The organism is Emticicia sp. SJ17W-69, assembly GCF_051209875.1.
Lineage (GTDB): Bacteria > Bacteroidota > Bacteroidia > Cytophagales > Spirosomataceae > Emticicia.
Genome location: NZ_JBNTQY010000001.1, coordinates 622887 through 647910, shown reverse-complemented (window position 1 = coordinate 647910; position 25024 = coordinate 622887). Strand labels below are relative to the sequence as shown.

Annotated in this window: 26 protein-coding genes; 8 read left to right on the top strand and 18 right to left on the bottom strand. The window is 35.6% G+C overall.

Going from position 1 to position 25024, the window contains the following annotated elements; genetic code table 11:
* Positions 1 to 56 precede the first annotated feature (56 nt).
* The 7 genes from ACQUQZ_RS02925 to ACQUQZ_RS02895 all read left to right on the top strand — a co-directional run bounded on the left by ACQUQZ_RS02925 (position 57) and on the right by ACQUQZ_RS02895 (position 5852).
* Entirely contained in the window at positions 57 to 212 is a 156-nt protein-coding gene (locus ACQUQZ_RS02925) for a hypothetical protein (RefSeq protein ID WP_435353246.1), read from the top strand.
* A 12-nt stretch (positions 213 to 224) separates the two neighbouring features.
* Entirely contained in the window at positions 225 to 386 is a 162-nt protein-coding gene (locus tag ACQUQZ_RS02920; protein ID WP_435353245.1) for a hypothetical protein, read from the top strand.
* Positions 387 to 559: 173 nt separating this feature from the next.
* Positions 560 to 1138 (top strand): Crp/Fnr family transcriptional regulator, encoded by a 579-nt coding sequence (locus ACQUQZ_RS02915; protein ID WP_435353244.1) that lies wholly within the window; start codon positions 560 to 562, stop codon positions 1136 to 1138.
* A gap of 92 nt (positions 1139 to 1230) precedes the next feature.
* On the top strand, positions 1231 to 1929 hold the full coding sequence (locus tag ACQUQZ_RS02910; RefSeq protein WP_435353243.1) for a hydrolase: 699 nt from the start codon (positions 1231 to 1233) through the stop codon (positions 1927 to 1929).
* Between the two features lie 88 nt (positions 1930 to 2017).
* On the top strand, positions 2018 to 3778 hold the full coding sequence (locus tag ACQUQZ_RS02905) for an amidohydrolase (protein WP_435353242.1): 1761 nt from the start codon (positions 2018 to 2020) through the stop codon (positions 3776 to 3778).
* A 42-nt stretch (positions 3779 to 3820) separates the two neighbouring features.
* Complete coding sequence (locus ACQUQZ_RS02900; RefSeq protein ID WP_435353241.1) at positions 3821 to 5161, top strand: alginate export family protein; 1341 nt, start codon at positions 3821 to 3823, stop codon at positions 5159 to 5161.
* A 115-nt stretch (positions 5162 to 5276) separates the two neighbouring features.
* The gene (locus ACQUQZ_RS02895; RefSeq protein WP_435353240.1) at positions 5277 to 5852 is read left to right on the top strand and encodes a TMEM175 family protein; all 576 of its coding nucleotides are present in this window, start codon (positions 5277 to 5279) and stop codon (positions 5850 to 5852) included.
* Between the two features lie 147 nt (positions 5853 to 5999).
* On the opposite strand, the gene ACQUQZ_RS02890 is transcribed toward ACQUQZ_RS02895, so the two are convergent.
* From ACQUQZ_RS02890 to ACQUQZ_RS02875, 4 genes are all read right to left on the bottom strand, one after another.
* Positions 6000 to 6194, bottom strand: a complete 195-nt coding sequence (locus ACQUQZ_RS02890) for a hypothetical protein (protein ID WP_435353239.1) — start codon at positions 6192 to 6194, stop codon at positions 6000 to 6002.
* Positions 6195 to 6273: 79 nt separating this feature from the next.
* On the bottom strand, positions 6274 to 6813 hold the full coding sequence (locus tag ACQUQZ_RS02885) for a DUF420 domain-containing protein (protein WP_435353238.1): 540 nt from the start codon (positions 6811 to 6813) through the stop codon (positions 6274 to 6276).
* A 14-nt stretch (positions 6814 to 6827) separates the two neighbouring features.
* Positions 6828 to 7523 (bottom strand): SCO family protein, encoded by a 696-nt coding sequence (locus ACQUQZ_RS02880; protein WP_435353237.1) that lies wholly within the window; start codon positions 7521 to 7523, stop codon positions 6828 to 6830.
* A 3-nt stretch (positions 7524 to 7526) separates the two neighbouring features.
* Complete coding sequence (locus tag ACQUQZ_RS02875; protein WP_435357635.1) at positions 7527 to 7808, bottom strand: cytochrome C oxidase subunit IV family protein; 282 nt, start codon at positions 7806 to 7808, stop codon at positions 7527 to 7529.
* On the opposite strand from ACQUQZ_RS02875, the gene ACQUQZ_RS02870 reads away from it, so the two are divergent.
* Positions 7744 to 7893, top strand: a complete 150-nt coding sequence (locus tag ACQUQZ_RS02870; protein ID WP_435357634.1) for a hypothetical protein — start codon at positions 7744 to 7746, stop codon at positions 7891 to 7893. The two genes, ACQUQZ_RS02875 and ACQUQZ_RS02870, sit on opposite strands and share 65 nt — an antisense overlap.
* A gap of 18 nt (positions 7894 to 7911) precedes the next feature.
* Here the strand turns inward: ACQUQZ_RS02870 and ACQUQZ_RS02865 are convergent, their stop codons facing one another.
* The 14 genes from ACQUQZ_RS02865 to ACQUQZ_RS02800 form a co-directional block, all read right to left on the bottom strand.
* Positions 7912 to 8658 (bottom strand): cytochrome c oxidase subunit 3, encoded by a 747-nt coding sequence (locus ACQUQZ_RS02865; protein ID WP_435357633.1) that lies wholly within the window; start codon positions 8656 to 8658, stop codon positions 7912 to 7914.
* A 77-nt stretch (positions 8659 to 8735) separates the two neighbouring features.
* Entirely contained in the window at positions 8736 to 9341 is a 606-nt protein-coding gene (locus tag ACQUQZ_RS02860; protein WP_435353236.1) for a cytochrome c oxidase subunit 3, read from the bottom strand.
* 44 nt (positions 9342 to 9385) lie between these two features.
* Positions 9386 to 10267, bottom strand: coding sequence for a heme o synthase (gene cyoE / locus ACQUQZ_RS02855; RefSeq protein WP_435353235.1), 882 nt, complete (start codon positions 10265 to 10267; stop codon positions 9386 to 9388).
* Complete coding sequence (locus ACQUQZ_RS02850; protein ID WP_435353234.1) at positions 10268 to 11239, bottom strand: COX15/CtaA family protein; 972 nt, start codon at positions 11237 to 11239, stop codon at positions 10268 to 10270.
* An 83-nt stretch (positions 11240 to 11322) separates the two neighbouring features.
* On the bottom strand, positions 11323 to 13200 hold the full coding sequence (locus ACQUQZ_RS02845) for a cytochrome c oxidase subunit I (RefSeq protein ID WP_435353233.1): 1878 nt from the start codon (positions 13198 to 13200) through the stop codon (positions 11323 to 11325).
* A gap of 35 nt (positions 13201 to 13235) precedes the next feature.
* Positions 13236 to 14369 carry a cytochrome c oxidase subunit II gene (locus ACQUQZ_RS02840; RefSeq protein ID WP_435353232.1) on the bottom strand — a complete coding sequence of 378 codons (1134 nt, stop codon included), beginning with the start codon at positions 14367 to 14369 and terminating at the stop codon, positions 13236 to 13238.
* 76 nt (positions 14370 to 14445) lie between these two features.
* Positions 14446 to 15786 carry a quinol:cytochrome C oxidoreductase gene (locus tag ACQUQZ_RS02835; RefSeq protein ID WP_435353231.1) on the bottom strand — a complete coding sequence of 447 codons (1341 nt, stop codon included), beginning with the start codon at positions 15784 to 15786 and terminating at the stop codon, positions 14446 to 14448.
* A 123-nt stretch (positions 15787 to 15909) separates the two neighbouring features.
* Positions 15910 to 16524 carry a c-type cytochrome gene (locus ACQUQZ_RS02830; RefSeq protein WP_435353230.1) on the bottom strand — a complete coding sequence of 205 codons (615 nt, stop codon included), beginning with the start codon at positions 16522 to 16524 and terminating at the stop codon, positions 15910 to 15912.
* Between the two features lie 102 nt (positions 16525 to 16626).
* The gene (locus ACQUQZ_RS02825) at positions 16627 to 17148 is read right to left on the bottom strand and encodes a DUF3341 domain-containing protein (RefSeq protein ID WP_435353229.1); all 522 of its coding nucleotides are present in this window, start codon (positions 17146 to 17148) and stop codon (positions 16627 to 16629) included.
* A gap of 28 nt (positions 17149 to 17176) precedes the next feature.
* Complete coding sequence (gene nrfD / locus ACQUQZ_RS02820; protein ID WP_435353228.1) at positions 17177 to 18556, bottom strand: NrfD/PsrC family molybdoenzyme membrane anchor subunit; 1380 nt, start codon at positions 18554 to 18556, stop codon at positions 17177 to 17179.
* A gap of 60 nt (positions 18557 to 18616) precedes the next feature.
* Complete coding sequence (locus tag ACQUQZ_RS02815) at positions 18617 to 21676, bottom strand: TAT-variant-translocated molybdopterin oxidoreductase (protein ID WP_435353227.1); 3060 nt, start codon at positions 21674 to 21676, stop codon at positions 18617 to 18619.
* Between the two features lie 83 nt (positions 21677 to 21759).
* Positions 21760 to 23013 (bottom strand): c-type cytochrome, encoded by a 1254-nt coding sequence (locus ACQUQZ_RS02810; RefSeq protein WP_435353226.1) that lies wholly within the window; start codon positions 23011 to 23013, stop codon positions 21760 to 21762.
* Between the two features lie 406 nt (positions 23014 to 23419).
* The gene (gene ftsY / locus ACQUQZ_RS02805) at positions 23420 to 24376 is read right to left on the bottom strand and encodes a signal recognition particle-docking protein FtsY (RefSeq protein WP_435353225.1); all 957 of its coding nucleotides are present in this window, start codon (positions 24374 to 24376) and stop codon (positions 23420 to 23422) included.
* A 256-nt stretch (positions 24377 to 24632) separates the two neighbouring features.
* A complete protein-coding gene (locus ACQUQZ_RS02800; RefSeq protein WP_435353224.1) occupies positions 24633 to 25022 on the bottom strand; it encodes an acyl-CoA thioesterase in 390 nt (129 codons plus the stop codon).
* Between the last annotated feature and the right edge of the window lie 2 nt (positions 25023 to 25024).

Below are 25024 nucleotides of genomic sequence, written 5' to 3'. Positions count from 1 at the left end.
AAGCGTTTCCACGAGTGACGGAAGCATTTCCACGAGTGACAGAGGCAATTACATGAGTGACAGAAGCATTTCCACGAGTGACAGAGGCAATTACACGAGTGACAGAGGCAATTACACGAGTGACAGAGGCAATTACACGAGTGACAGAAGCATTTCCACGAGTGACAGAAGCATTTCCACGAGTGACAGAAGCGATTCCACGAGTGACATAAGCGATTCCACGAGTGACAGAAGCATTTCCACGAGTGTCAAAGGCATTTCCACGAGTGATAGAAGCATTTCCACGAGTGACAGAGGCATTTCCACGAGTGACAGAAGCATTTCCACGAGTGACAGAAGCATTTCCACAAATGACAGAAGCATTTCCACGAGTGACAGAAGTATAATTTCGTTCTTTCGGGAGTCTCCCGAATACATGTAGGGAGGCTCTTAGAGAAATGGTCGTGGCAAAACAAAGAACTGTTTTGCCTGTCTAAATTTTAGGGTACATGATAGTGCGAAATATCTCTGTTCTTTTCATCTTTTATTGGGATATTATTACCATACATTTTATCGTAACATGAATAAAGAACTCAATCAGTATATAACTACTTGTGTTCCTTTAACCGATGAACAACTAATTTTTCTTAATGGCTATTTTCAAAAAAAAATATTCAAGAAAAAAACGTTTCTCTTACAACAGGGTGAAGTTTGTAAGTTTGAAGCCTTTATTCTAAAGGGATTAGTAAAAACCTATTTTATTGATCATAATGGATTTGAAGTTATATTAACCTTTGCGTGTGAAAATTGGTGGGTGAGTGATATCATTAGCTTTCATGAACAGAAGCCCAGTAAAATGTATATCGAACTCATAGAGGATAGCGAATTGCTTATACTTACTCCCATAGCTAAAGCAGCTATTTTGAACGAAATCCCCTCCTTAGAAAGAATGTTTCGCTTGATGGTTCAACGCCATTTAGCCAGTTACCAAGATAGATTATTTGGTAACATCGCATTGTCGGCAGAAGAAAGATATGAATTGTTTCTGCATAAATATCCAAATCTTCCTCAACGTATTCCACAACACCTCATTGCCAGTTATTTGGGTATTTCTGCCGAATTTTTAAGCAGAATACGAAAGAGAAAATCAAAAAAATAAGCTCTCAGCTCATTTCTTGAACTAGATCAATGTTTTACGGTTTCGTGCAAACATACCTTTGCATCGTTAAACAATCAAAATTTTTTATGAAAATGAAACAGTTCAAATCAATTCTCTTTGGAGCTTTATGCTCAATAGCAAGCGTAACCGCTTTTGCTCAAAGTCCATCACCAAAATTATTAAATCCTACTAATCATACTTTAGTATTAATTGACCACGAAGGTCAAATGGGATTTGCAACCACAAGCATTCCTATGGTTGAGTTGAGGAACAATACGGGTTTAATTGCAAAGGCTTCCAAAGTTTTCAATGTGTCTACTATCGTTACCACTGTTGCAGAAGCGTCTTTTTCTGGCCCAGTATTTCCAGAAATTGAAGCTGTTTATCCGCAAGCTTCTACTAAATACTACGACAGAACTACGATGAATACTTGGGAAGACAAACCAACGCACGATGCAATTGTAAAAACTGGCAACAAGAAAATCGTATTAGCTGGGCTTTGGACAAGTGTTTGTATCGTTGGACCAGCTTTATCTGCTTTAGCTGATGGTTATGAAGTCTATATCATTACTGATGCTTGTGGTGATGTAAGCCACGAAGCACACAATATGGCAGTACAAAGAATGATTCAAGCAGGTGCTCAGCCAATGACTTCTTTGCAATACATGTTAGAGTTGCAAAGAGATTGGGCAAGACAAGCTACTTATAAACCAGTAACTGATGCGGCAATTCAATTCGGTGGTTCTTATGGTATTGGTATTCAGTATGCAAAAGGTATGTTAAAACACTAATTGTTTTAACATTATGCAAAAAAGGGCTGCTGGTTGTCAGCAGTCTTTTTTATTACTAACTATAAATTCGATTATTATGTTGAAAAATATGTTCATAGTAGTTTTCTGTCTTATTTCTTTTTATTCTTTTCCGCAAGCAGATTTAATTATTCATCATGCAAAAATCTATACAATGGATAATGATAAAATAGCTGAGGCTATTGCTGTAAAAGAGGGTAAAATATTGAAAATAGGTAACGAAGATGAAGTACTAAAAACCAAAACAAATATGACCAAAATAATTGATGCACAAGGTAAATCAATTATACCAGGCTTATTTGATAGTCATTTGCATGTCATAAGAGGAGGTCGTTTTTTCAATACCGAATTACGTTGGGATGGAGTTCATTCTTTAAAAAAAGCATTACAAATGCTTAAAGAGCAAGCATTACGAACGCCTAAAGGGCAGTGGGTAAGAGTTGTTGGAGGTTGGAATGCTTATCAATTTGATGAAAAAAGACTCCCAACATTAAAAGAAATCAATGAAGCAACAGGCAATACCCCCGCTTTTTTATTACACTTGTATGGACACGCCTATTTAAACAAAGCAGGATTAGAAGCATTAAAAATTGATGCCAAAACGCCAAGCCCTAAAGGAGGATTGATACAAAAAGATGAGCAAGGAAATCCTACAGGTTTGTTAATTGCTGAACCTAATGCCTATATTCTTTATGCTACATTAGCTAAACTTCCTGAACTCAACGAGCAAGAAAAAATTAATTCTACAAAGAATTTTATGTCAGATTTAAACCGATTTGGCATCACATCAGTAATGGATGCAGGTGGTGGTTTTCAAAATTTCCCTAATGATTATGGTATTACCGATATGCTCTCGAAGAGCAATGAACTTACCGTTCGTTTGCCGTTTTATCTATTTGCTCAAAAAGCAGGCAGTGAACTTCAAGACTATTCTACATGGGTTAATGAAGTTCATATTAGCGAACACGATGATGACGGTCAACACAAAACAGAATATTATGTACAAGGTGGCGGAGAAAATTTAGTGGCCAGTGCTGCTGATTTTGAAAACTTTGACCAACCTCGACCTGATTTAAGTCCACAAATGGAAAATCAATTAAAAGATGTTCTTGCTTTATTGATAAAAAATCGTTGGCCTTTTAGAATTCATGCTACTTATAATGAAAGTATTACCCGTTTTTTGAATGTGATTGAAGAAATAGATAAAGATTTTCCGCTTAATGGATTACTATGGTTTTTTGATCATGCAGAAACTATTTCAGAAGAAAACTTGCAACGCATCAAAAAACTAAATGGCGGCATTGCCATTCAATTTAGAATGGCATTTCAGGGGGAAAGTTTTATAAAACGTTATGGTATTGATGCCGTAAAACATACGCCACCCGTGAAGAGAATGTTAGAATTAGGAATAAAAGTTGGAATGGGTTCTGATGGTACTCGTGTAAGTTCCTATAATCCTTGGATAGGTATGTATTGGCTTACTACTGGTAGAACAATAGGAAAAACAAAAATGTATAACGCCGATAATATTTTAGATAGAAAAACCGCACTGCAACTTTATACCAAGTGGAGTGCTGAACTAATTAATTTACACCAAGATAGAGGAATATTAAAAGAAGGATATTTGGCCGATTTTGCTCTATTGAATAAAGATTATTTTAAAGTTGCTGATGAGGATATACTTCAATTAAAAGCCACTCTAACGGTTGTTGATGGAAAAGTAGTTTATTCTGATGGCTCGCTTTCACCCGAATTAGCACATAGATTAAATGCACTACCCAATTGGTCACCAGTAAATTATTATGGTGGCTATCAGATTGATAAAAAATAATAATGGGGCAAGTGGCAACACTTGCCTTTATATCTTAAGAAGATGAAAATTTGCAACTATCTTTATTTACTTTTTTTTCCTTTATCTCTTTTTGCTCAACAGAAAGAGTTTTTAAGTTTGCGATTCAACGAAGATTATTCTTATTTAAAAGACGATACACTTTCTTCGTTTTATAAATCGTTAAAATTTCATTCTTTTTCAAATAAAATATCCAACTCTATCGGTGGAGAAGTACGACTTCAAACCTTGAATTTTACCAATCAAAATTGGGAAGATAATGGAAACCATACCGAGTTTTATCAACGATTTTTGTTGCATTCAGATTTGAAAATTGGTAAATCTGTTCGTTTTTTTTCACAAATTGTCAGCACCAATGCACAAAATCGTTTAGAACCTAATAGAACTCTTGATGAAAACCAGTTTGATTTGAGTCAATTATTTGTAGATGTTGCATTTAGAGATATAAAACTACGTATAGGAAGACAAGAAATGCCATTAGGAGGGCAACGTTTATATTCAACAAGAGAAGGACTAAATAATAGATTGAGCTTCGATATAGTAAGATTCATCTATAAAAATGATAAATCTGAGGGAAGTGCTTTCTATGGCAATCCAGTATTATTAAATAAGAAAGTATTTGATGATAAAACTAATCAGCATATCAACATTTGGGGAGTTTATCATCAATTTAAAAATATTTTTAAATCCTCGAACTTAGATATTTATTACTTAGGCAATCATTATCAAACAAAAAAATATGCAAACATTACTGGAGCTGAAATTAGGCACTCAGTAGGTATTCGTTCATGGGGAAAAAATAAAATAATCAATTATGATTTTGAAACAGTGTATCAATTTGGCAGTATCAACAATCAAAAAATTTCAGCTTATACTGTTTCATTAGATGCCTACCATCAATTAGCTCAAACGAAGTTAAAGCCAAAAATAGGTTTTAAAGCAGAAATTATTAGTGGTGATAAAAGTATAAACGACAATACATTCAATACATTCAATCCGTTATTTCCTCGTGGGGCTTATTTTGGCTTAGCGGCACTCATTGGACCAGCCAACTTAATTGATTTTCATCCATATTCTGAATTTGAATTATCCCCCAAAGCATCTTTTTCTGTTGATTACGATTCTTTTTGGAGACACTCCATAAACGATGCTCTTTATAATAGCCCAATGCAGATAATTGCAGCAAATAAAAGTAACAAAAAACATATTGGTAATCAATTAGGAATATCAATAGCATATCAACCAATAAGGTTTTTAACTATGTCAGTCGAATGTACTTGGTTTCACACAGGAAGTTATCTAAAAGAAGTCAATGCCATCAATGACATAGTATTAATCGGGCAAACAACTCAGTTAAAGTTTTAATCAGATTTAAAATTACAATTGAGCTGTTTTATTTTAAGCTTTAAACATAAAAATCAAAGACTAAAACCTTTGCTTAGTAAATAGTAGTGTTAAAGAAATATCAAATTTTAAAATAATGAATAAAAGTCGTGTAGAAGCATTTAGTGATGGGGTAATTGCTATCATTATTACCATCATGGTTTTAGGTTTTAGTGTTCCAAAAGGAGAAACACTCATCGCATTATTGCCTTTGTTTTCTAATTTTTTAACTTATGCTTTAAGTTTTTTTTACGTAGGAATATACTGGGCTAATCATCATCATTTGTGGCAAGCAGCAGAAAAAGTTACTGGAAAAGTTCTTTGGGCAAATTTACATTTATTGTTTTGGCTTTCCATGTTGCCTGTTGCTACGAGTTGGATGGGAGCAAGCCATTTTAGACCCATTTCTGTTGCATTTTATGGTCTTATATTGCTAATAACAAGTATTGCCTGGTATATTTTGGTCTATTTTGTAAAATCAGAAGCGGGTAAAGATTCAATAATTTATAAGGCTTTTCAAAAGGATAATAAGATAAAAACTTCAATTTTTATTTATGGCTTTGCTACTTGTTTATCATTTATTATGCCTTATTTAAGCGTAGTAATTTACTTAATAGTTGCCTTGCTGTGGGTTATACCTGATAAACGTATCGAAAAACATTTTTATCAATAAAATCTTTTGTTCCTTCAGAGTAGCTTTTAAAGGAAACCCTCGTAGATGTTATTGACATCTACGAGGGCTTCATATTTAACACTCATCTATTATATTTTTTCTTTATCTGTATCAGTGATTGATACCAAAAAAAGTTTAGTATTTCCACTACCCTACTTTCCCCATTTTTAAACGCATTTCCTTTCTAGCTGTGCGAAACCATACATAGATAAGCGTTGGGATAGATAAATATGTAAAGGCCAGCATTAGTAAGATACCATCATTGATACCCGTTCCGATAACCCCTCTTCCTTCACTTAGGTTACTTCCAACTGTTGCTCTACACATTGCACACTGTGCCATAGTAAAGGAGCAATTAAATAAAAATAATACAACAACTAACAATAACTTTTTCATCTGTATCAATGTTAAAGATTATTTACTACAAATAATATGGTTTTATCATCAAATATGCAATTACACCTGTTACTGAAACATATAACCAAATAGGGAAAGCATAGCGTGTCAATTTTTTATGACGCTCAAATTGCTTTGTCCAAGCAAAAAAGTAGGCACGAAGTACCAACGGTAGCACAACCAGTGATAAGCTAATATGGCTGATTAATATAAAGTAATAAATATATCTAATGAATCCTTCTCCTCCAAAACTTGTCGATGGATTTGTTAAATGATAAAGTACATAACAAACCAAAAACAAGGCTCCTAAAGCAAAAGCTCCTGTCATTACTTTGCGATGGCGTTCAATTTGCTTTTGTTTGATCAAATAAACTCCATATAATAATAATACTGATGTCAATGTATTAATTGCACCTATCACGTGTGGTAAAACCTTTGTCCACGCACCAATTTCGACTTTTTGTCTAATTCCTAATAATATTGCTACTACTACTGGAATCGCCACCGACAAGACGTTGATTAACGTCATTGATTTTTGCTCTTGTTTTAATTCGATTGTTGCCATTGCCTGCCCTTCTACTAATTTTTACTTTTATAAATTTCAGATAAAACTTTTATTTCTGCTATTAAGCGTTCAACATCTGGAGCAAATGTTCCATCATAAATGCCTCTAACATAGCCCTCTTTGTCTATCAATAATAACTTTTCTGAATGTATAAATGTTTCATCTATTGACTTAATATTTTTATCATACTCCGAAGCATCGGCAGCAGGTAGCTTATATCCTTTAATCGCTAAATCGTATATTGTCTTTTTATCACCTGTCAAGAAAAACCATTTACCATTTTTTGCATCATATTTTTGAGCAAATTTTTGCAATACGGCTGAAGAATCATGCTTTGGGTCAACCGAATGTGATACAATTAAGATATTGGGGTCGTTTGCAAAAAGGCTTTGGATACGAGAAAGATTGGTTGTCAGTTTAGGGCAAGTTGTACCGCAACGAGTAAAAAAGAAATCTGCAACGTAAATTTTACCTTTCGTTTGCTCAGAAGAAAACTTTTGGCCGTTTTGGTCAACCAACTCAAATTTTGGAATTTGATGAAAAACTGTGTCAACCCCCTTCATCACTACTTGCCCAGTTGCATCAACTTCTGGCATCAGGTAAGGGAGTTTAAAATAATTATGCCCGAACATTTTCAGGAAAACAAAAATAAAAGCCGGAACAGCTAATATAACTATTAGTATTCCGACTTTGGCAGTATTTTTACGCATTATTTATTTAAAGAAAAGTCTCTCAAGTCCAATATATCCACCTTCAACCATCAACGCCACAACCAACCACAATACAAACATACATGGTAATATAATAGTCCAAATCAATGATTTTACCTCATGACGTAAGTGCATGAAATTTCCTACAATATAATACGCTTTTACAAGTGTTAAAATAATGAATATTCCAACCTTTGTCCATTTGTAATGGTCAGCATCTATTGTAAAGGCAATTACGAATTCAAGTGAGGTAATTGCTAAAAGTATCCAAAAAGTTCTCCAAATCTCTTTTGTAGCAGAAGGAGCATTTTCGCCGTGTTCAGTGTGTTCAGCCATTTTATTATCTTTTAAAGAGGTCTTATCAAATTAGAAATTCAAACTATCAATACTATACAAGATAGAAGAAAGTAAATACAAACACCCAAACTAAATCTACAAAGTGCCAGTATAAACCTACTTTTTCAATCATATCATAGTGTCCACGTTTCTCATAAACACCGTTTGCTGTGTTATAGAAAATTAATACGTTCAATACAACACCTGAAAGTACGTGTGTTCCGTGAAAACCTGTGATAAAGAAAAAGAAATCTGCAAATGCAGGTGGGCCGTATTCATTACGAACCAAATTAGCTCCATTTACTATTTCGCCAGAAGCCAATTTCAAACCTTCTGCCGAACCATGAATAAAGTGTGTCCACTCCCAAGCTTGAGAACTTAAAAAAGCTATACCACCTAAGATAGTCCAAAGCATATATTTTTCTACATCAGCTTTGTCACGGCGATGACCAGCTTCAACAGCCAATACCATCGTTACAGAACTCATGATCAAAATAAAAGTCATTATACCTACGAATACAAGCGGAGCCGAAACACCATGAAGAAACGGTACAGATTCAAATACACGCTCAGGTATTGGCCACCAAGCTGTTGAAAATTCAAACGCTTTTCTTGCTCCCTCGAAAACTGGAAAACTGAATCGAACTAAAGCGTAGGCAATCAATAAAGCTGAAAACGTAAAGGTGTCTGATAGTAGAAAAATCCACATCATCAATTTTCCGTAGCCAACTTTCATTGGTTGAACGCCACCTTTCCAAATTAAATGGTCTGCGGTTGTAGAGGTATTTGCACTTGCCATAAAAACAATTATTAACGGTGTTCCGTTTTGGTTAACAATTTTCAATTATTTTGACCTTTCAGCCAAAAACGTAAAACTTATCTAAAATACAATAAAAACACAAACAAATATATCCAAAGAATATCTAAGAAATGCCATGCAGTTGCACAAATTTCAACTAAAAGTGTATTCCCAGCATTAATCTCTAATTTAAAAGCCATTATTAAAGTGGCTATTAAAATCCCTAATCCGAGTAAAAGGTGTGCCATATGCAAACCTGTAAATATATAAAAGAACGAACCAGATGGATTACCTTTCAAAAATACACCTTGTTGTTGTAGGTCTTGCCACCCAAGATACTGCATTGCTAAAAATACAATTCCGAAAGCAAATGTCAAACCTACCGCAATTTTTAAATTTGTTTGACTATTTTGTTTAGCTGATAATAAAGCCCAGTGCATTGAACCACTACTAATTAACAAAATCAATGTACTAAACCAAAATATTGTTGGAATTTCAAATTCAGCCCAGTTTCCTTCCGCTCTTCTTACCAAATAAGCACTTGTCTGCGATGCAAACAACATGACAATAGTAATTATAAATAACCAAATAATGAACTTCCACTTATTAACTGACAATACTTGTGCGGGTTCTTGCACGCCAATTGGTGTTATCGAACGCCCCTTAATATTTTTATTACTCATGATTTTTGATTTTGAAAACTTATCTTTTACAAGAATAAGTTATGCTACACTTTATCCAACAAGTACGCTATCTGCACCACTGGCAGATAAATAAATGAGCCAAACATTAATTGTAGAGCTGCTTTTCGATCAACTTTACGCATCAAATGAAATGTTTGAGCTAAAAACAACACGCCACAAATCGTTGCAATCACACCTGAATTAATACCCGTCATTACTAAATAATGAGGAATCCAACATAGGGGTAATAAAAATACTGTATATATCATTATTTGAATAGCTGAATTCAAATTTTGACCACCACTCGATGGCAATAACTTGAAGCCTGCCTTCGCATAATCTTCATCTAAAACCCAAGCAATTGCCCAGAAATGGGGAAATTGCCAAAAAAATTGAATAGCAAATAAAATTCCAGGTTCTAAGCCAAAATGATTAGCCGCTGCTACCCATCCAATCATTGGAGGAAATGCACCTGGCAAAGCTCCAACTGCCACTGCAATAGGTCCAACTCTTTTGAGAGGTGTATAAACAAACCCATAAAGAACCATTGATAGCAATGCTAATAACCCTGCACGTACATTGAATTCATAAAACAAAATGTACATAGCAATCATTGCTAAAAACCAACCGAAAATTGCTGCTTCACGCACTGAAAGTCTTCCACTTGGTAGTGGTCTTTCTTCTGTTCGTTTCATCAATTTATCCAAATCTTTTTCAATAATTTGATTGATGATATTAGCTGCTGCTGTTGTTGAAAATGCTGCAATACAGAAAAGAACTACTTTTATCCAATCAATTTTATCGGATGCTATAATAAATCCAAATGCTCCTGAAAAAACAACCGTTGAAGATAAACGGAATTTTGTTATGTCAAAAAAAGCTTTGGCTTTGTATGCAAAAATATTTTGCGAAACTGTTGTACTCATTTATTGTGGTGAAGCAATGCTCCTAAAAACGCTGTCTTTATTTAAAAACAAATAAATTATAAATTGAATACCTAATGCTACAGTAGCAAATGTCAGGTGAATTGGCTGCATCAGTGCTGGAAAACTATAATAAGCTAATGTTATTCCAGACAACATTTCAACTAAAATTAAAATCAAGAGCCAAACACTCAATTTATAAATGATTCCTTTTACAGAAATATTTTTTCTAATCCGATAAAACAAGAATAAATTTAAACTTAATACTACAATTGAAAATAAACCATGTATTTGAAATTTACCTCCTATATTTTCGACCCATTGACTTCTTAGTTCATTTCCCATTGAGCCTGACACTGTATCAATCATTTCTCTTACTTGTGTTCCAAGTAAAATCTGACCAAGCGTAAGTAATATTGTCAATATTACCAAGAAGCTTAATTGCCTTGATTCATGTACATTTTCTATTACTACCACTGTGTTGTAGGATCTTGCAACTGCATATAATAATATGAAAACAATAACCATTGAAAGTATCATGTGGAGTGTAATCATTACAGGATGTAACTCACTCGACACAACTTTTGAACCAAGCCAACCTTCTATTCCAACCAAAATGAAAGCGAAAAAGCTTAATAAAACAATAGTTTTGTCTTTTTTCCAAAAAGCAAAGAACGAAGATAAAAATGTACCAAAAATGAGAAAACCAATTAATACTCCAAGTAATCTATTTACATATTCAATCCAAGTTTTAAGAGCATTAAATTCTATCTCACCTTTGAGTTTTTCTCCAAATATTTCTTTGTAATTAGCTGGTAATTGAGAAATGTCCGTTGGTGGAACCCAACTTCCAAAGCATTTAGGCCAATCTGGGCAACCCATTCCTGAACCTGTTGCTCGAACAACTCCACCTACTAAAATCAAAAGGTAAACTGCTCCTATAGTCCAAAGACCTAATTTTCTAAAAAGAATCATAATTGTTGATATTTGAGATTCGATGCTTGATGTTTGGGACTGTTAAAAAAGGGTTCACCTAACATCGAATCTCGAACATCTAATTAATCTGGAATATTATAATTATACTTGATATTTTCAATTTCATTTTCTTCCTTAATCAATTCTGTTTCATAAGGGAAGTTTGACTCTGGCGTTGCAGAGAAAGGAACATTTTGTGGAATGAAATCGTCTGCTGCACCTGGCTTGCTATAGTCATACGGCCAACGATATACTGCTGGAATTTCTCCAACCCAGTTACCATGACCAACATTAACTGGTGTTGTCCATTCAAGTGTATTCGATTTCCAAGGATTTTGTGTTGCTTTCTTACCCCAGAAAATTGAGTAAAAGAAATTATACAAAAATACTAAGTTTGCTAAGAACACTATGATTGCAGCAATTGTGCTAAGTTCAGCCAAATCCTGGTATTTATTGGTAAAGTCAAATCCTGTGTAAGCATAATATCTTCTTGGGAAACCAGCAATACCTAGGTAATGCTGAGGGAAGAATACTAAATATGCACCAGCAAATGTAGTCCAGAAATGAATATAACCTAATGTTGGGTTCATCATGCGACCAAACATCTTAGGGAACCAATGGTAAACACCAGCTACCATTCCAAAGAATGCAGCCGATCCCATTACCAAGTGGAAGTGAGCAACTACAAAATATGTATCGTGTAATTGAATATCTAATGCACTATTTCCAAGAATAATACCTGTTACACCTCCTGAAACAAAGAATGATACTAAACCAATTGAGAATAACATTGCTGGCGTAAAGATGATATTTCCACGCCACATTGTTGTGATATAGTTAAATGCTTTTACTGCTGAAGGAACTGCAATGATCAATGTCAAAAGCATAAATACCGAGCCTAAGAATGGATTCATACCTGTCATAAACATGTGGTGAGCCCAAACAATAAATGCTAAGAACATAATACCCAACATTGAGAAAATCATCGCTTTATAACCAAAGATTGGTTTACGTGAATTTGTTGCTATGATTTCTGAAGTCATACCTAATGCTGGAAGAATTACGATATAAACCTCAGGGTGTCCTAAGAACCAGAATAAGTGTTGGAACAAAATTGGACTACCACCTTGATTTGGTAATGCTTGTCCATTGATGTAAATATCTGATAGATAGAAGCTTGTACCAAAACTACGGTCAAAAATCAATAACAATGCTGCTGAGAACAATACTGGGAATGAAAGAATACCCAAGATAGCTGTGAAGGTAAATGCCCAAATTGTTAAAGGCATTTTATCAAATGTCATACCTCTTGTACGCAAGTTGATTACAGTTGTAACATAATTGATACTTCCTAATAAACTTGATACGATAAATATCGCCATACTCACTAACCACATTGTCATACCTGTACCAGAGCCTGGTGCAGCATCTGGCAAAGCACTCAATGGTGGATAAACAACCCAACCACCACCAGCAGGACCATCTTGTACAAATAGCGAACAGAACATTACAACACTTGAAAGGAAGAAGAACCAATACGATAACATATTGATAAACCCAGATGCCATATCTCTTGCTCCTACTTGTAGTGGAATAAGGAAATTTGAAAAAGTACCACTTAAACCCGCTGTCAATACAAAGAATACCATGATAGTTCCGTGCATTGTTACAAGGGCAATATAGTAGTTAGGATCTAATTTACCAGCATCATCAAACCATCTTTCGCCCAAAATAGGTTTTAACCAACCTAAGTCAATACCTGGAAATCCTAATTGCAAGCGAAATACCAATGATAAGAATCCACCAATCAATGCCCAAACGATACCTGAAATCAAGTATTGTTTAGCGATTACTTTATGGTCTTCCGAAAAAATATATTTTCTGATAAAACTCAGCTCGTGATGCTCGTGTGCGTCTTCATGTTCGTGAACATGAGTATCTGCGTGTGCTACTGCTGCCATGTTATGATTTAGTTAAAGAATTTTTATATTAAATATTATCTTAATTTTGCAACTATTGGTGTACTTCCTGCTGAAGCTGTTGTGCTATCTGGAGCAGCTGTTTCAGTAGGGAAATATTTCATTGCTTTTGCCTTTAAACTTGCAGGAACCTTTTCCAAAAACTCAGGCTTTGAAGCCAATAGTGATTTTTGTTCTTTCTTCCATTTTTCATATTCGGCAGGCTCATCTACAACTAAAACTAATTTCATTGCAAAGTGACTACGGCCACAAACTTCAGTACATGCAATTTCATATTTGAAATCAGGATTACCTAATTCAGCACGCATATCAGCAGTGCTTTTATCTGGAATAAACCAAAATTTAGTTGGCATACCAGGTACTGCATCCATTTTAACCCTCATGTGAGGAATAAAAACACTGTGCAAAACATCTCTCGCTCTGATTTTTAATAGGACTGGTTTTCCTTTAGGGATGTGCATTTCAGTGCTACTTGTAAAATCATCAAATGAATTTTCATCTGTAAAGTCAAGACCAAATTCATTTCCAGCAGCATCATCAATTAATCTATAATTGTAATTACCTAGTTTTCCATTTTCAACACCGCCATATCTTACCTGCCATCCAAATTGCTTACCCATAATTTCGATAACTTCTGCATCTTTTGGAGCATCAGACATTACTTTATTCCAAACTCTCAAACCACTAAATACCAAACCTGCCATTACAATTGCTGGAATTAAAGTCCAAACAACTTCAATAGTATTGTTATGTGCATAAAAATACGCTTTACGGTTCTTATTATATCTGTATTTAAAAGGGAAATAGAAAAGTATAGAGTTTACTACAATAAATGCAACTGTAATTACTGCCATACCAAACCAAAACCAATAATCCGTTTCTTTTCCATGCACTGATGAAGCAGAAGGAATATCTCCAAAAGCCATTAAGAAGTCTTTTTTCGCATACATAAACGACCAAACAACCCCTATTACACTTAGAATCCAAAAGATGGTTAGCCCAATACCGTTTATATCGTTGGCACTATCCGCCACCTCATCATTTTGTTCTGATTCTCCCTTTACGCCTTTTAAGAGAGTTTGTGTTTTTGAAATAACCATGATAGTTAGAACAAGAAACACAATTGCTAAAGCAACAATTAATAAAGTCATTTTCTGAAAATTTACAAGTTTATATCCTACCTCTTGTATGCTATAAAACAATGTTTAATAAAAATGTTTTAGGAAATTAAATATCGTGATGCAAACTTTCTTCTAAGAATGGGTGATTCTTAGGGTACATATTTGCTTTTGATAATTCATTTGCTACAAAATAGATAAATAATGAAGCAAATGTTAAAGTTGTTCCCCACTCAATGATACCAATACCACCTTGACTTTTGGCAATACCTGGCATGTGCATTTGATAAAAATCAAACCAGTGTCCAATCAAGATAGCAGAACAAGCTAATTTTAATAATACTGGTCTTCTTTTTGAATTTCTTGCCATCAAAATTAACAATGGGAAGAAGAAGTTCAAAACGAAATTTATATGGAATGGCCACCAATATCTTCCTTCAAAGCCTGTAAAACGCTCACGGAAATAAATCGTTTCTTCAGGAAGATTAGCATAGAAAATCAACAAATACTGTGAAAACCACACATAAGTCCAAAATACAGAGAACCCAAATATTAGTTTACCTAAATCATGCAAGTGGCTTTCGTTAACTACTTTTAAATAGCCTTGGTCTTTTAATAATAGAATAGCCAACATCATTGCAGCTAAACCAGCTACGTGCCAGCTTGCCAAGTGATACCAACCAAACATCGTTGAGAACCAGTGTGTATCAATTACCATTGATAAATCCCAAGCTGATGTTGACGCTGTTACTGCAAAAAACAATAAGAAAAGTTTTGATGTATTACGGCTTTTGTAATAATTCTCTGTACCTACTTCTTGATCTTCAGCTAATGAATATTTACGCATTGTCTTCCAACCAAAATACCATACTGCTACATAAGCAATCAAACGAACAAAGTAGAATGGCAAATTCAGATACCATGCCTTACCAGCAATTATTTTATCATAATGCTCACTCGCTGGATCCATTATTCCATCATGTGTCCAGTGCATCACAATGTGACGTGTTGAAGGAATCACCATTAAAATGATCAAAACCGCACCTGGGATAATAATGAAAGAAGGGAATGCTTCGGCTACACGTTTAATAGCAACTTGCCAGCCAGCTTTTGCTACATAGTTATAAGACATGAAAAATGCACCTACAACCGAAATTCCAAGAAAGTAAACACTGTTCATCCAAAGATTTGCAATGATTCGGCTAAACAAAGTAGCACCATGTTCGCCACCATGTTCTGCATGTCCTGCTGCCTCGTGTCCACCCGCTGCTGCGTGTTCAGCACCATGTGATTCCCAGACACCAATTGACCAACCTTTTGACAATAGAAACGCCCCTATTGCAACCATTACTACACCAATTAAGGATGCAATGAGTAGTTTACGTTTAGTTTCAGATGTAAACTCAAATCTTTCTTCTGTTGAAGGAATTTCGTGAGTATTATGAGCCATTTTTTTTGAATTTGAACCCCCGATTGAAGGGGAGTTAATAATAAAATATTTTTTAAGAAAGGTTAGAATAGCTACATTTTATCACAATTTGTAATTACCTGTAACAAAACAACCAATTTTAAATTACTTGCCTAATTGTAATCTGTGTACATAATGAACAATTTTCCAACGTTCTTCTGGATTCACTTGTGAAGCGTGAGCCCACATACGATTTTTACCAAAAGTAATTACATGGAAAATATGACCATCATTCATATTCTTATATGCGTCAGAAGCATAATTAGGTACACCTTTATAAACTTTACCAACGGGACCATCACCTGCTCCGGTTTCTCCATGACAGTGTTGGCAATTTCTTTCGTAAAGTACTTTACCTTCTTCTTCAGCCTTTTCTGACCACGGAATTGGGTTTTTCAATGTTACTTCTGCTACTGCAATACTATCTTTTGGCAGATTATACACCATCAAATCATTGATAGTGGTACTATCGTCTTGCAAAAAAGAAGTTTGGTAATTGGCACGTGCAACAGTTCCTGGCACTGGTGAACGCATATTCTTTCCATCAGGATTAATAACATTTTCTCTCCATTGTGACAATGGTTCGTATGCACGAGAATTATACATATTCGGAGCAAACTCCCAACCTGTGCTGTTATTATCATTACATGAAGTCAATGCAGCCATTGAAAATGTTGCTGCTGCTACCGCAAGTGTGATATTTTTGAATGAAAACTTCATTTGAAAACAAATTAGTGTCGATTGAATGAGTGAATTACTTTATCAATCTTCCATGTTTTATTTGATTTTTTATCTTTTACAGTCGATCAATTGATAACTGAATTATGCTTCTTTCACGTTTACTTCTAAAGCACCTGAGCCTTTCAATATTTTTGAAATTTCTGCTTCAGAAAGTTTGTTTTGAGCTAAATCGATAGCCATCACAAACTTATCATCTGTGCTTCTTACATCAAAAATAATTGGTTTTGCTGTTGGCCCCATATCTTCCATAAAGAAGAAAGTAAACGCCATACCAAATGATGCTAAAAGAACTGTTAACTCAAACACAATTGGTACGTTGGTTGGGAATGGGAAAAAGTTTTTACCACCCACGTTAATAGGCCAGTCAACACCCATTGTCCAAAATGTAAGTAACAATGCACAACAAGTACCTGTTATACCGAACAAAAAGGCTGCAACCCCCATTCTTGGGAAAGCGTATCCCAATGCTTTATCCAATCCATGAATGGCAAAAGGGGTATAAACTTCATGAATTTTGACACCTTGATGTCTTACGTCTTCAACAGCATGGAGTATTTCATCACTATCGTCAAAAACACCTACTAAATATTTGCTATCTGCCATTTCTAAATAATGGTTATAAAATCCTTAATTATGCTGTTACTTTTTTCTTTTCTGGGTATTTTTCAGAAGATGATTTTAATACCGATTTCACCTCTGCCATATTAATTACTGGCAAGAATTTTGAAAACAAGAAGAAAGCAGTAAAGAAAAATCCAAATGAGAATATATAATCTGAAATATCACCCAAACGTGGTGTAAAGTATGTCCAGCTTGATGGCAAGTAATCACGGTGAAGAGAAGTTACAATGATTACAAAACGCTCAAACCACATACCAATATTCACAATTACCGCCATAACAAATGAAACAAGTATATTTTCACGAATTTTTTGGAACCAGAATAATTGTGGAGAAAGAACGTTACAAGTCATCATGGCAGCGTAAGACCACCAAAGTGGACCAGCCATACGATTAATGAACGCATATTGTTCGTATTCAACACCAGAATAAGCTGCAATGAAAAACTCAGTGATATAAGCGATACCTACTACAGATCCTGTAAGTGTGATGATTTTGTTCATCAACGAGATATGCTCCAATGTTACGTAGTCTTCTAATTTATACACAACTCTCGTTACCAACATCAAGTTTTGAACCATTGCAAAACCTGAGAAGATAGCACCCGCTACGAAATATGGCGGAAAGATTGTTGTGTGCCAGCCTGGTATAACCGAAGTAGCAAAGTCAAATGATACGATTGTATGTACAGAAAGTACAAGAGGTGTAGAAAGACCAGCCAAAATCAAAGAAACATCTTCGTATCTTGCCCAAGCTCTTGCTCCGCCAGTCCATCCAAGAGCTAAAGCTCCATAAACTTTCTTACGCATACCTGTTGCACGGTCACGAATAGTTGCTAAGTCAGGAATTAAACCAATGTACCAAAATAAACATGATACTGAGAAATAAGTCGAGATGGCAAAAACGTCCCAAACCAATGGTGAGTTAAAGTTTACCCACAATGAACCAAATGTATTTGGTAAAGGTAATGCAAAATAAGCTAACCAAGGACGACCCATGTGCATTACAATAAATGAGGCTGCACAAATTACGGCGAAAATTGTCATCGCTTCTGCTGCACGGTTGATTGAAGTTCTCCATTTCTGACGGAATAATAACAAAACGGCAGAAATAAGTGTACCTGCGTGACCAATACCAACCCACCATACGAAGTTAGTAATATCCCATGCCCAACCAACTGTTTTGTTCAAACCCCATACGCCAAGACCTTCCCACCATGTCCAAAATACCCAGGCTGCACCGTAAAGTAGTACAAGCACTGATATTCCAAACACAATTTTCCACTCTTTCGTTGGTTTGCTTTCAACGTGTCTGCAAATGTCCTCTGTTACGTCATGGTAGGATTTCCCTCCCATTACTAACGTTTCTCTTATTGGTGAAACTACGTGCATAGTTTTTTTAGATTTATTATATTCTATAATTTTTGGCTTTACACCAAATTACTTTCAAAATTATGAATGCTCTTTATGTTCGTGTTCTGCTTTAGCGGCTGCTTTTTTCACAACACCATCTTTGTTACGAATTTTCGTCAAATAGCTCAACTGTGGTCTTACGTTAATTTCTTCTAAGACGTTGAATGCACGACCTTCTTTTTCATCTTCTAACATTTTAGAAATAGCTGATTCAGGATCAAGCATATCTCCAAAAGTAATAGCGTTTGTTGGACAAGATTGTGAACACGCAGTAACGATTTCTCCATCAATTGGACGACGACGCTCTTTTTTAGCAGTCAATTTACCAGCTTGGATACGTTGCACACACATTGAACATTTTTCGATTACTCCACGAGAACGAACGGTTACGTCTGGGTTTAACACCATACGACCCAAGTCGTTATTCATGTGATAATCAAAATTATCGTTTTCAAAATATTTAAACCAGTTGAAACGACGAACTTTATATGGACAGTTGTTGGCACAATAACGAGTACCGATACAACGGTTATAAGTCATTTGATTTAAGCCTTCCGAACTATGAGTAGTTGCTAAAACTGGACAAACAGTCTCACAAGGAGCATTTGAACAGTGTTGGCACATCATCGGTTGGAATACAACTTCTGGATTTTCAGCAGCAATTTCTAATGCTTTGAAACCAGCGATTGGACCTTTTTCTTTTAATACCTCATCATGATCAGCTTCTGAGCTATAGTAACGGTCAATACGAATCCAGTGCATCTCTCTGGCACGAGCCACTTCCGCTTTTCCGACTACCGAAACGTTATTTTCAGCTTGACAACTCACCAGACATGATCCACAACCTGTACAGCTATTGAGGTCAATAATCATTCCCCAACTGTGGTTTTTCTTCTCATGTCCATTCCAAAGTGTAATTTGGTAAGGAGATTTTTCACCTTCTGACGTTTCGATTTTTGGCTCGTAACGTCCTGCTTTTACATCTTTCACATATTCAGCTAAAACAGATTCTTGTACGACTGCCGTACGACCCATGATAGTGCTATGTGTTTGTGTTTGAGCTAAAGTATAATTATCTTTTGTTTTTTCTATTTTAGCATCGCTCGCCCAGAATTGACCATTAGAAATCCATGGATAAACACTTTCTCCTGTATTTCCTGATTTCCCAGCGGCTGTACGTCCATAACCTAAAGCTATTGAAATTGTACCAATCGCTTGCCCTGGTTGAATCAACACTGGCAATTCGATTGATTTTCCACCTACGGTTACTTTTGCCCAATCTCCTTGTGCAATGCCTTGCTCAGTAGCTGTTTTTTGAGAAACAGCAATCACATTTTCCCAAGTAACTTTTGAGATTGGGTCTGGCATTTCTTGCAACCAAGGATTATTTGCCTGAATACCAGTTCCAATAGCAACTGATTCATAAATACCAACCTCGATACCTGCACCTTTTGTTTTTGCGATAGCAGCAGCAGCGGCATCTACATTACCATTAAATGTTGCACCCGAAGCAACAGCACTTTCGCTTGGCTCATAAACACCATCGTGCAATGCTTGTACCCAAGATTTGCCGTTAAGTATATTTTTCGTCCAGTTTGATTTCAAATATGCGTGATAGTCGCTATTGATACCAGCCCAAGTCAAAAGACTTGACTGTGCTTGACGAGTATTGAAAATCAATGAAATAGTTGGTTGAGTCAAAGAGTAGAAACCTTTCTTTGGCTCTGCGTCGTTCCAAGACTCTAAGTAATGAGGAGCAGGAGCGATATATTTACATTTTGAAGCTGTTTCGTCTGCACGATCGGCAAATGAAACTGATAACGCTATTTTGCTAATAGCCTCAGCTAATTCTGCCCCTCTTGCGTGGTCATAAACTGGGTTTGACAAGAAAATAACTGAACTTACTTGCCCTGCTTTTGCTTCATTGATGAAGGCTGTCATCTCAGCATCACTACCTTGACGGTAATTTACTGGAGTACCTAAATCTATTGTCGAGCCATAGCTTCCAAGAAGGCTATTTAAAGCATTAACAACTGTTTGAACTGATGGGTCATTTGAACCAGATACAACTAAAGCTGCTCCTTTTGCTGCTACGAGGTCTTTAGCACATTTATCTAAATGCTGTGTTTCTACTGCTGAACCAGCAATGGTTTTTCCACCTAATGCTGCTGCAACTTTATTATATAGTGCTACTACCACTGCACCTTCTTGAGAAGGTTTCATCATACCACGATAATCGGCAGATGCACCAGTGATGGTCATTCCTGTTTCATATTGGTAGTGACGTGACATCACACGTTTACCATTTTTACCACTGCTTAGTTTACGAGTTTCCGCCCATTGCTTCGAGAAAGTCACAGGAGCAATCCAAGTACCTAAGAAGTCGGCATTGATACCTACTATTACACTTGCTTTACTAAAATCGTATGAAGGCACTACTGCTTGACCGAAAGATTCGGCGTTTGCTTGAATCAGACCTGATGCAGAGTTGGCATCATAAGTTACTAATTTAGCAGTTGGATATTTTGTAGTGAAATCTGCAATTACTTTTTTGGTAGTTGGAGAAAGTATTGTATTTGAAACAATACGGATATTACCACCTTTGGCTAATCCTGCAATTACTTCTTTGTCCAATTCTTCCCACTTAATCTCTGAACTTCCTTTATGAGGAGCTTTCAATTTCTCATTATCATAAAGGCTTAGCACAGAAGCGTGAACTCTTGCACTTACACCACCTTTAGTGATACTTGATAATTTATTACCTTCGATTTTGATTGGACGACCCTCACGAGTTTTTACCAAAATACTGCAATAATCGCCACCTTCTGAGTAAGTTGAGGCATACCAGTTAGGAATACCTGGCTCAACACTTTCAGGTTTGTTAAGATATGGAATTGCTTTACGAACGGGAGCATCGCAAGCCGCTAAAGAAACTGCTGCCAATCCAAAGCCCAATACCTTTAAGAAATCACGGCGTTGAACAGACTCATCATTTTCGATTTCGTCTAAATTAAATTCACGATTGGCATTTTTCACAAATCCAATGTCGTTTTTCAACTCCTCAACCCCTTTCCAATACTTTTTAGTAGTATTCTCCATAGTACCCTAAATCCTTGAGAGGACTTTTTAATATTTTATACGATTAAGTTCTTTTTTTCTAAACTACTTGATAAAGGTAGTTATTAATAGTGACATTTAGCACATTCTAAACCACCATTGTCTTGTACTTTCATAGCACCTTTGCTTACTGCACTGTGAGCCTCCATCAATTTAGTATAATAGCCATTATCTTTGCCATTTACTTCTGACTTACGGTGACAGTCAATACACCAACCCATTGTTAAAGTTGAACGTTGTTGAACAACTTCCATTTTATCAATTTCGCCATGACAGTTTTTGCAATCTAATCCACCTACATTGGTATGTTGTGCGTGATTGAAATAAGCCAAATCTGGCAAATTGTGTACACGTACCCACTCAATCGGCTTATTAGTTTCGATTGCTGTATAAATCTTTTGGATTTCTGGTGACTCACGTTTGATTGCATTGTGACAGTTCATACAGATATTTGCTGAAGGAATACCAGATTGTTTTCCTTTGTAAACACCTGTGTGGCAATAAGCACAATTAATTTTCATTTCGCCAGCGTGTAACTTGTGCGAGAATGCAATTGGTTGTTTTGGGGCATAACCTTGGTGAACACCAATGCCATACATACCATCAAATGTAGCTTTCGTTGCTAAAAGAATGAAAACCCAGACAATTGCTGAGCGAACTGTTTTGTTTGCAGCAATATTTTTAAAGGTTGCTTGAAGATTTTGACCAAATGAAGCCTCAGATGCAGCACCTTCACCACCTGACAATCTGTTTAGTAATTGTAAAATTCCGAGTAAAGCTACTAAAACCAAACCCATGATTACTAAAAGAGCAACCAAGATTGTATTAATAAACTTTCCACCACCTGTTTCAGTTGTAGCTGCAGTAGCTACTGGAGCACCAGCTACTGCAGCTGCAGGTGTTCCTGCTGATTTGATATAAGCCAAAACTGCTTTTACTTCTGGATCACCAAAAGCACCAAATGCTGTCATCTGCGTTTTGTTGAACTTATTGTAAAGGTCGTTGGCATATTTATCACCACTACCAATAACACCCATTGGATTGTTTATCCATTTTTTAAGCCAAGCATAATCACGGCGGTCTTCAATGCCTTTCAAACCTGGGCCTACTACCACTTCATCTGTTACAGCATGACACTGAGCACAGTTGTTTTTAAATAAGCCTTCACCTTTGGCTACATCGCCATCAGCGGCGGCTGGTGCGGCAGTAGTCGCTGCTGCTGCTGCGTCTGCGGGTTTGTCTTGTGCTATTGCATTGCTAAAAGAAATGCTTGCAACAAAGGCAATTGCTAAAACTGATTTATAAAATTTACGAATCATACTTAATATATATATAATGTAGTACGCCTACTTTTTCAGACTGCAAAACTACGGTACGTTTGTTTTCCATCAAATAGGTTTTGTAATTTTTTTTATAAATAAATGTAATTTAGAACAATTTTAAATAATTACATAAAACACTGATAGTCAACTATTTAAAATAAAAAACCACCTCACAATCAACGTATAGTGGTGATAATGAAATGGTATTTTAGCAAGAATATACGTAAGTAGGGAACGGATATTCAATATGTAGTGTTAAAACTTTCTTAATTATCAACAATGGCACAAATATAGTTTGGAAACCAATTTTATGCAAGGAGAAAAGAATAAACTTGTTTTTTTAAGCAAAAAAAAGTGATTTTTACTTCAATCTAACTACTTTATTGTACAAAAATTAGACTTTTCATTTCTTAAATAAAGAATCAACAAATTCCATTTTGTTGAAAACTTGCAAATCATCCATTTTTTCTCCGACACCAATATATTTGACTGGAATTTTGAATTCATCAGAAATTCCGATAACAACTCCTCCTTTGGCTGTTCCATCAAGTTTTGTAATCGCCAATGAATTGATTTCAGTAACCTTTGTAAATTCTCTCGCTTGCATCACAGCGTTTTGTCCAGTACTACCATCCAAAACCAACATTACTTCGTGCGGAGCATCTGGCAGGAATTTCTGTACTACTCGCTTAATTTTGCCTAACTCATTCATCAAATTTACTTTGGTGTGCAAGCGTCCTGCTGTATCAATGATGATAATATCAGCTCCCATTTCCATTCCTTTTTTTACAGCATCAAAAGCAACGGATGAAGGGTCAGTGTTCATTCCATGATCAACTACTGTCACTCCTACTCTTTGTCCCCATAATTTAAGTTGGTCAACGGCTGCCGCTCTAAATGTATCTGCTGCACCTAATACAACTTTCTTGCCACGTTTGTGAAATTGATGAGCTAATTTTCCAATTGTGGTAGTTTTCCCAACACCATTGACTCCAACGACTAATAATACATAAGGTTTGGGCAGATGTTCAGTTTCATAACTATCCTTTACATCTTGAGAATTATTTTCAGCTAATAATGCCGCCGCTTCTTCTCGTAAAATACGGTCTAATTCATCAATATTTGTATATTTATCACGCTCTACTCTTGCTTCGATTCGACGAATGATTTTAACTGTGGTTTCAACGCCCACATCTGAACTAATCAAAATTTCTTCTAATTCGTCTAAAACTTCTTCATCAACCTTCGATTTACCAACAATTACCCGTGAGATTTTATCAAAAATACTGGTTTTTGTTTTTTCTAAGCCTTTGTCGAGCGTTTCTTTTTTTTCCTTGCTAAAAAAGTCAAAAAGTCCCATTATTATACTTTTAAGAATGTATCAATGAGCGAATGAGTGAATGATAGAATGAATGTTAAATAATCATTCTATTTTCAAAGCTCAATCTAAGCTCTTATATAAATTATAAGTTAATTAATCTGATTTAAGTTTCATTCCTTCGCTCCAAGCTACAAATCTAAATATTTAGTATCCATTACTTCAATTTTCAAACTTTATTGGCAAAAATAGGGCTATTTTATTAGAAAATCGGAGATTTATTGAATAAACTTTATTTTTACTCAGGAAAAAACTGTTTAACGATTTCTTCGGTGATACGTTTGGGTCGAAAAGTTTGGGCATCTAATGCAATCCAATGAGTAAGTGAGCGAGCCAAAACTTCATCTCCTCTCATAATTTCACAGTGGCGAATACTTTTTACACCAACAAAACTATCGACCCAAGTTTTTACAACTAAATCATCTCCCACAAATGCTGGTTTTAGGTAATCTATCTCATGTCGGCGAGCTACCCAGATTATCTGTGAAGCGATTTCTTGGGGTACAGTTCTCCAATGTCCACTCGCCGCATCTTGCACATACCGCAAATAAACTATGTTATTGACGTGATTTAGCTCGTCAATATCTTCGGGAACAACTTTTATAGGAAGATAAAATGTATAGGGCATTA

Coding starts and splice junctions, on each gene's coding strand:
- ACQUQZ_RS02915 (WP_435353244.1), top strand. CDS start 560: ATGAATAAAGAACTCAATCAGTATATAACTACTTGTGTTCCTTTAACC.
- ACQUQZ_RS02910 (WP_435353243.1), top strand. CDS start 1,231: ATGAAACAGTTCAAATCAATTCTCTTTGGAGCTTTATGCTCAATAGCA.
- ACQUQZ_RS02905 (WP_435353242.1), top strand. CDS start 2,018: ATGTTCATAGTAGTTTTCTGTCTTATTTCTTTTTATTCTTTTCCGCAA.
- ACQUQZ_RS02900 (WP_435353241.1), top strand. CDS start 3,821: ATGAAAATTTGCAACTATCTTTATTTACTTTTTTTTCCTTTATCTCTT.
- ACQUQZ_RS02895 (WP_435353240.1), top strand. CDS start 5,277: ATGAATAAAAGTCGTGTAGAAGCATTTAGTGATGGGGTAATTGCTATC.
- ACQUQZ_RS02890 (WP_435353239.1), bottom strand. CDS start 6,194: ATGGCACAGTGTGCAATGTGTAGAGCAACAGTTGGAAGTAACCTAAGT.
- ACQUQZ_RS02885 (WP_435353238.1), bottom strand. CDS start 6,813: ATGGCAACAATCGAATTAAAACAAGAGCAAAAATCAATGACGTTAATC.
- ACQUQZ_RS02880 (WP_435353237.1), bottom strand. CDS start 7,523: ATGCGTAAAAATACTGCCAAAGTCGGAATACTAATAGTTATATTAGCT.
- ACQUQZ_RS02865 (WP_435357633.1), bottom strand. CDS start 8,658: ATGGCAAGTGCAAATACCTCTACAACCGCAGACCATTTAATTTGGAAA.
- ACQUQZ_RS02860 (WP_435353236.1), bottom strand. CDS start 9,341: ATGAGTAATAAAAATATTAAGGGGCGTTCGATAACACCAATTGGCGTG.
- cyoE (WP_435353235.1), bottom strand. CDS start 10,267: ATGAGTACAACAGTTTCGCAAAATATTTTTGCATACAAAGCCAAAGCT.
- ACQUQZ_RS02850 (WP_435353234.1), bottom strand. CDS start 11,239: ATGATTCTTTTTAGAAAATTAGGTCTTTGGACTATAGGAGCAGTTTAC.
- ACQUQZ_RS02845 (WP_435353233.1), bottom strand. CDS start 13,200: ATGGCAGCAGTAGCACACGCAGATACTCATGTTCACGAACATGAAGAC.
- ACQUQZ_RS02840 (WP_435353232.1), bottom strand. CDS start 14,369: ATGACTTTATTAATTGTTGCTTTAGCAATTGTGTTTCTTGTTCTAACT.
- ACQUQZ_RS02835 (WP_435353231.1), bottom strand. CDS start 15,786: ATGGCTCATAATACTCACGAAATTCCTTCAACAGAAGAAAGATTTGAG.
- ACQUQZ_RS02830 (WP_435353230.1), bottom strand. CDS start 16,524: ATGAAGTTTTCATTCAAAAATATCACACTTGCGGTAGCAGCAGCAACA.
- ACQUQZ_RS02825 (WP_435353229.1), bottom strand. CDS start 17,148: ATGGCAGATAGCAAATATTTAGTAGGTGTTTTTGACGATAGTGATGAA.
- nrfD (WP_435353228.1), bottom strand. CDS start 18,556: ATGCACGTAGTTTCACCAATAAGAGAAACGTTAGTAATGGGAGGGAAA.
- ACQUQZ_RS02815 (WP_435353227.1), bottom strand. CDS start 21,676: ATGGAGAATACTACTAAAAAGTATTGGAAAGGGGTTGAGGAGTTGAAA.
- ACQUQZ_RS02810 (WP_435353226.1), bottom strand. CDS start 23,013: ATGATTCGTAAATTTTATAAATCAGTTTTAGCAATTGCCTTTGTTGCA.
- ftsY (WP_435353225.1), bottom strand. CDS start 24,376: ATGGGACTTTTTGACTTTTTTAGCAAGGAAAAAAAAGAAACGCTCGAC.
- ACQUQZ_RS02800 (WP_435353224.1), bottom strand. CDS start 25,022: ATGCCCTATACATTTTATCTTCCTATAAAAGTTGTTCCCGAAGATATT.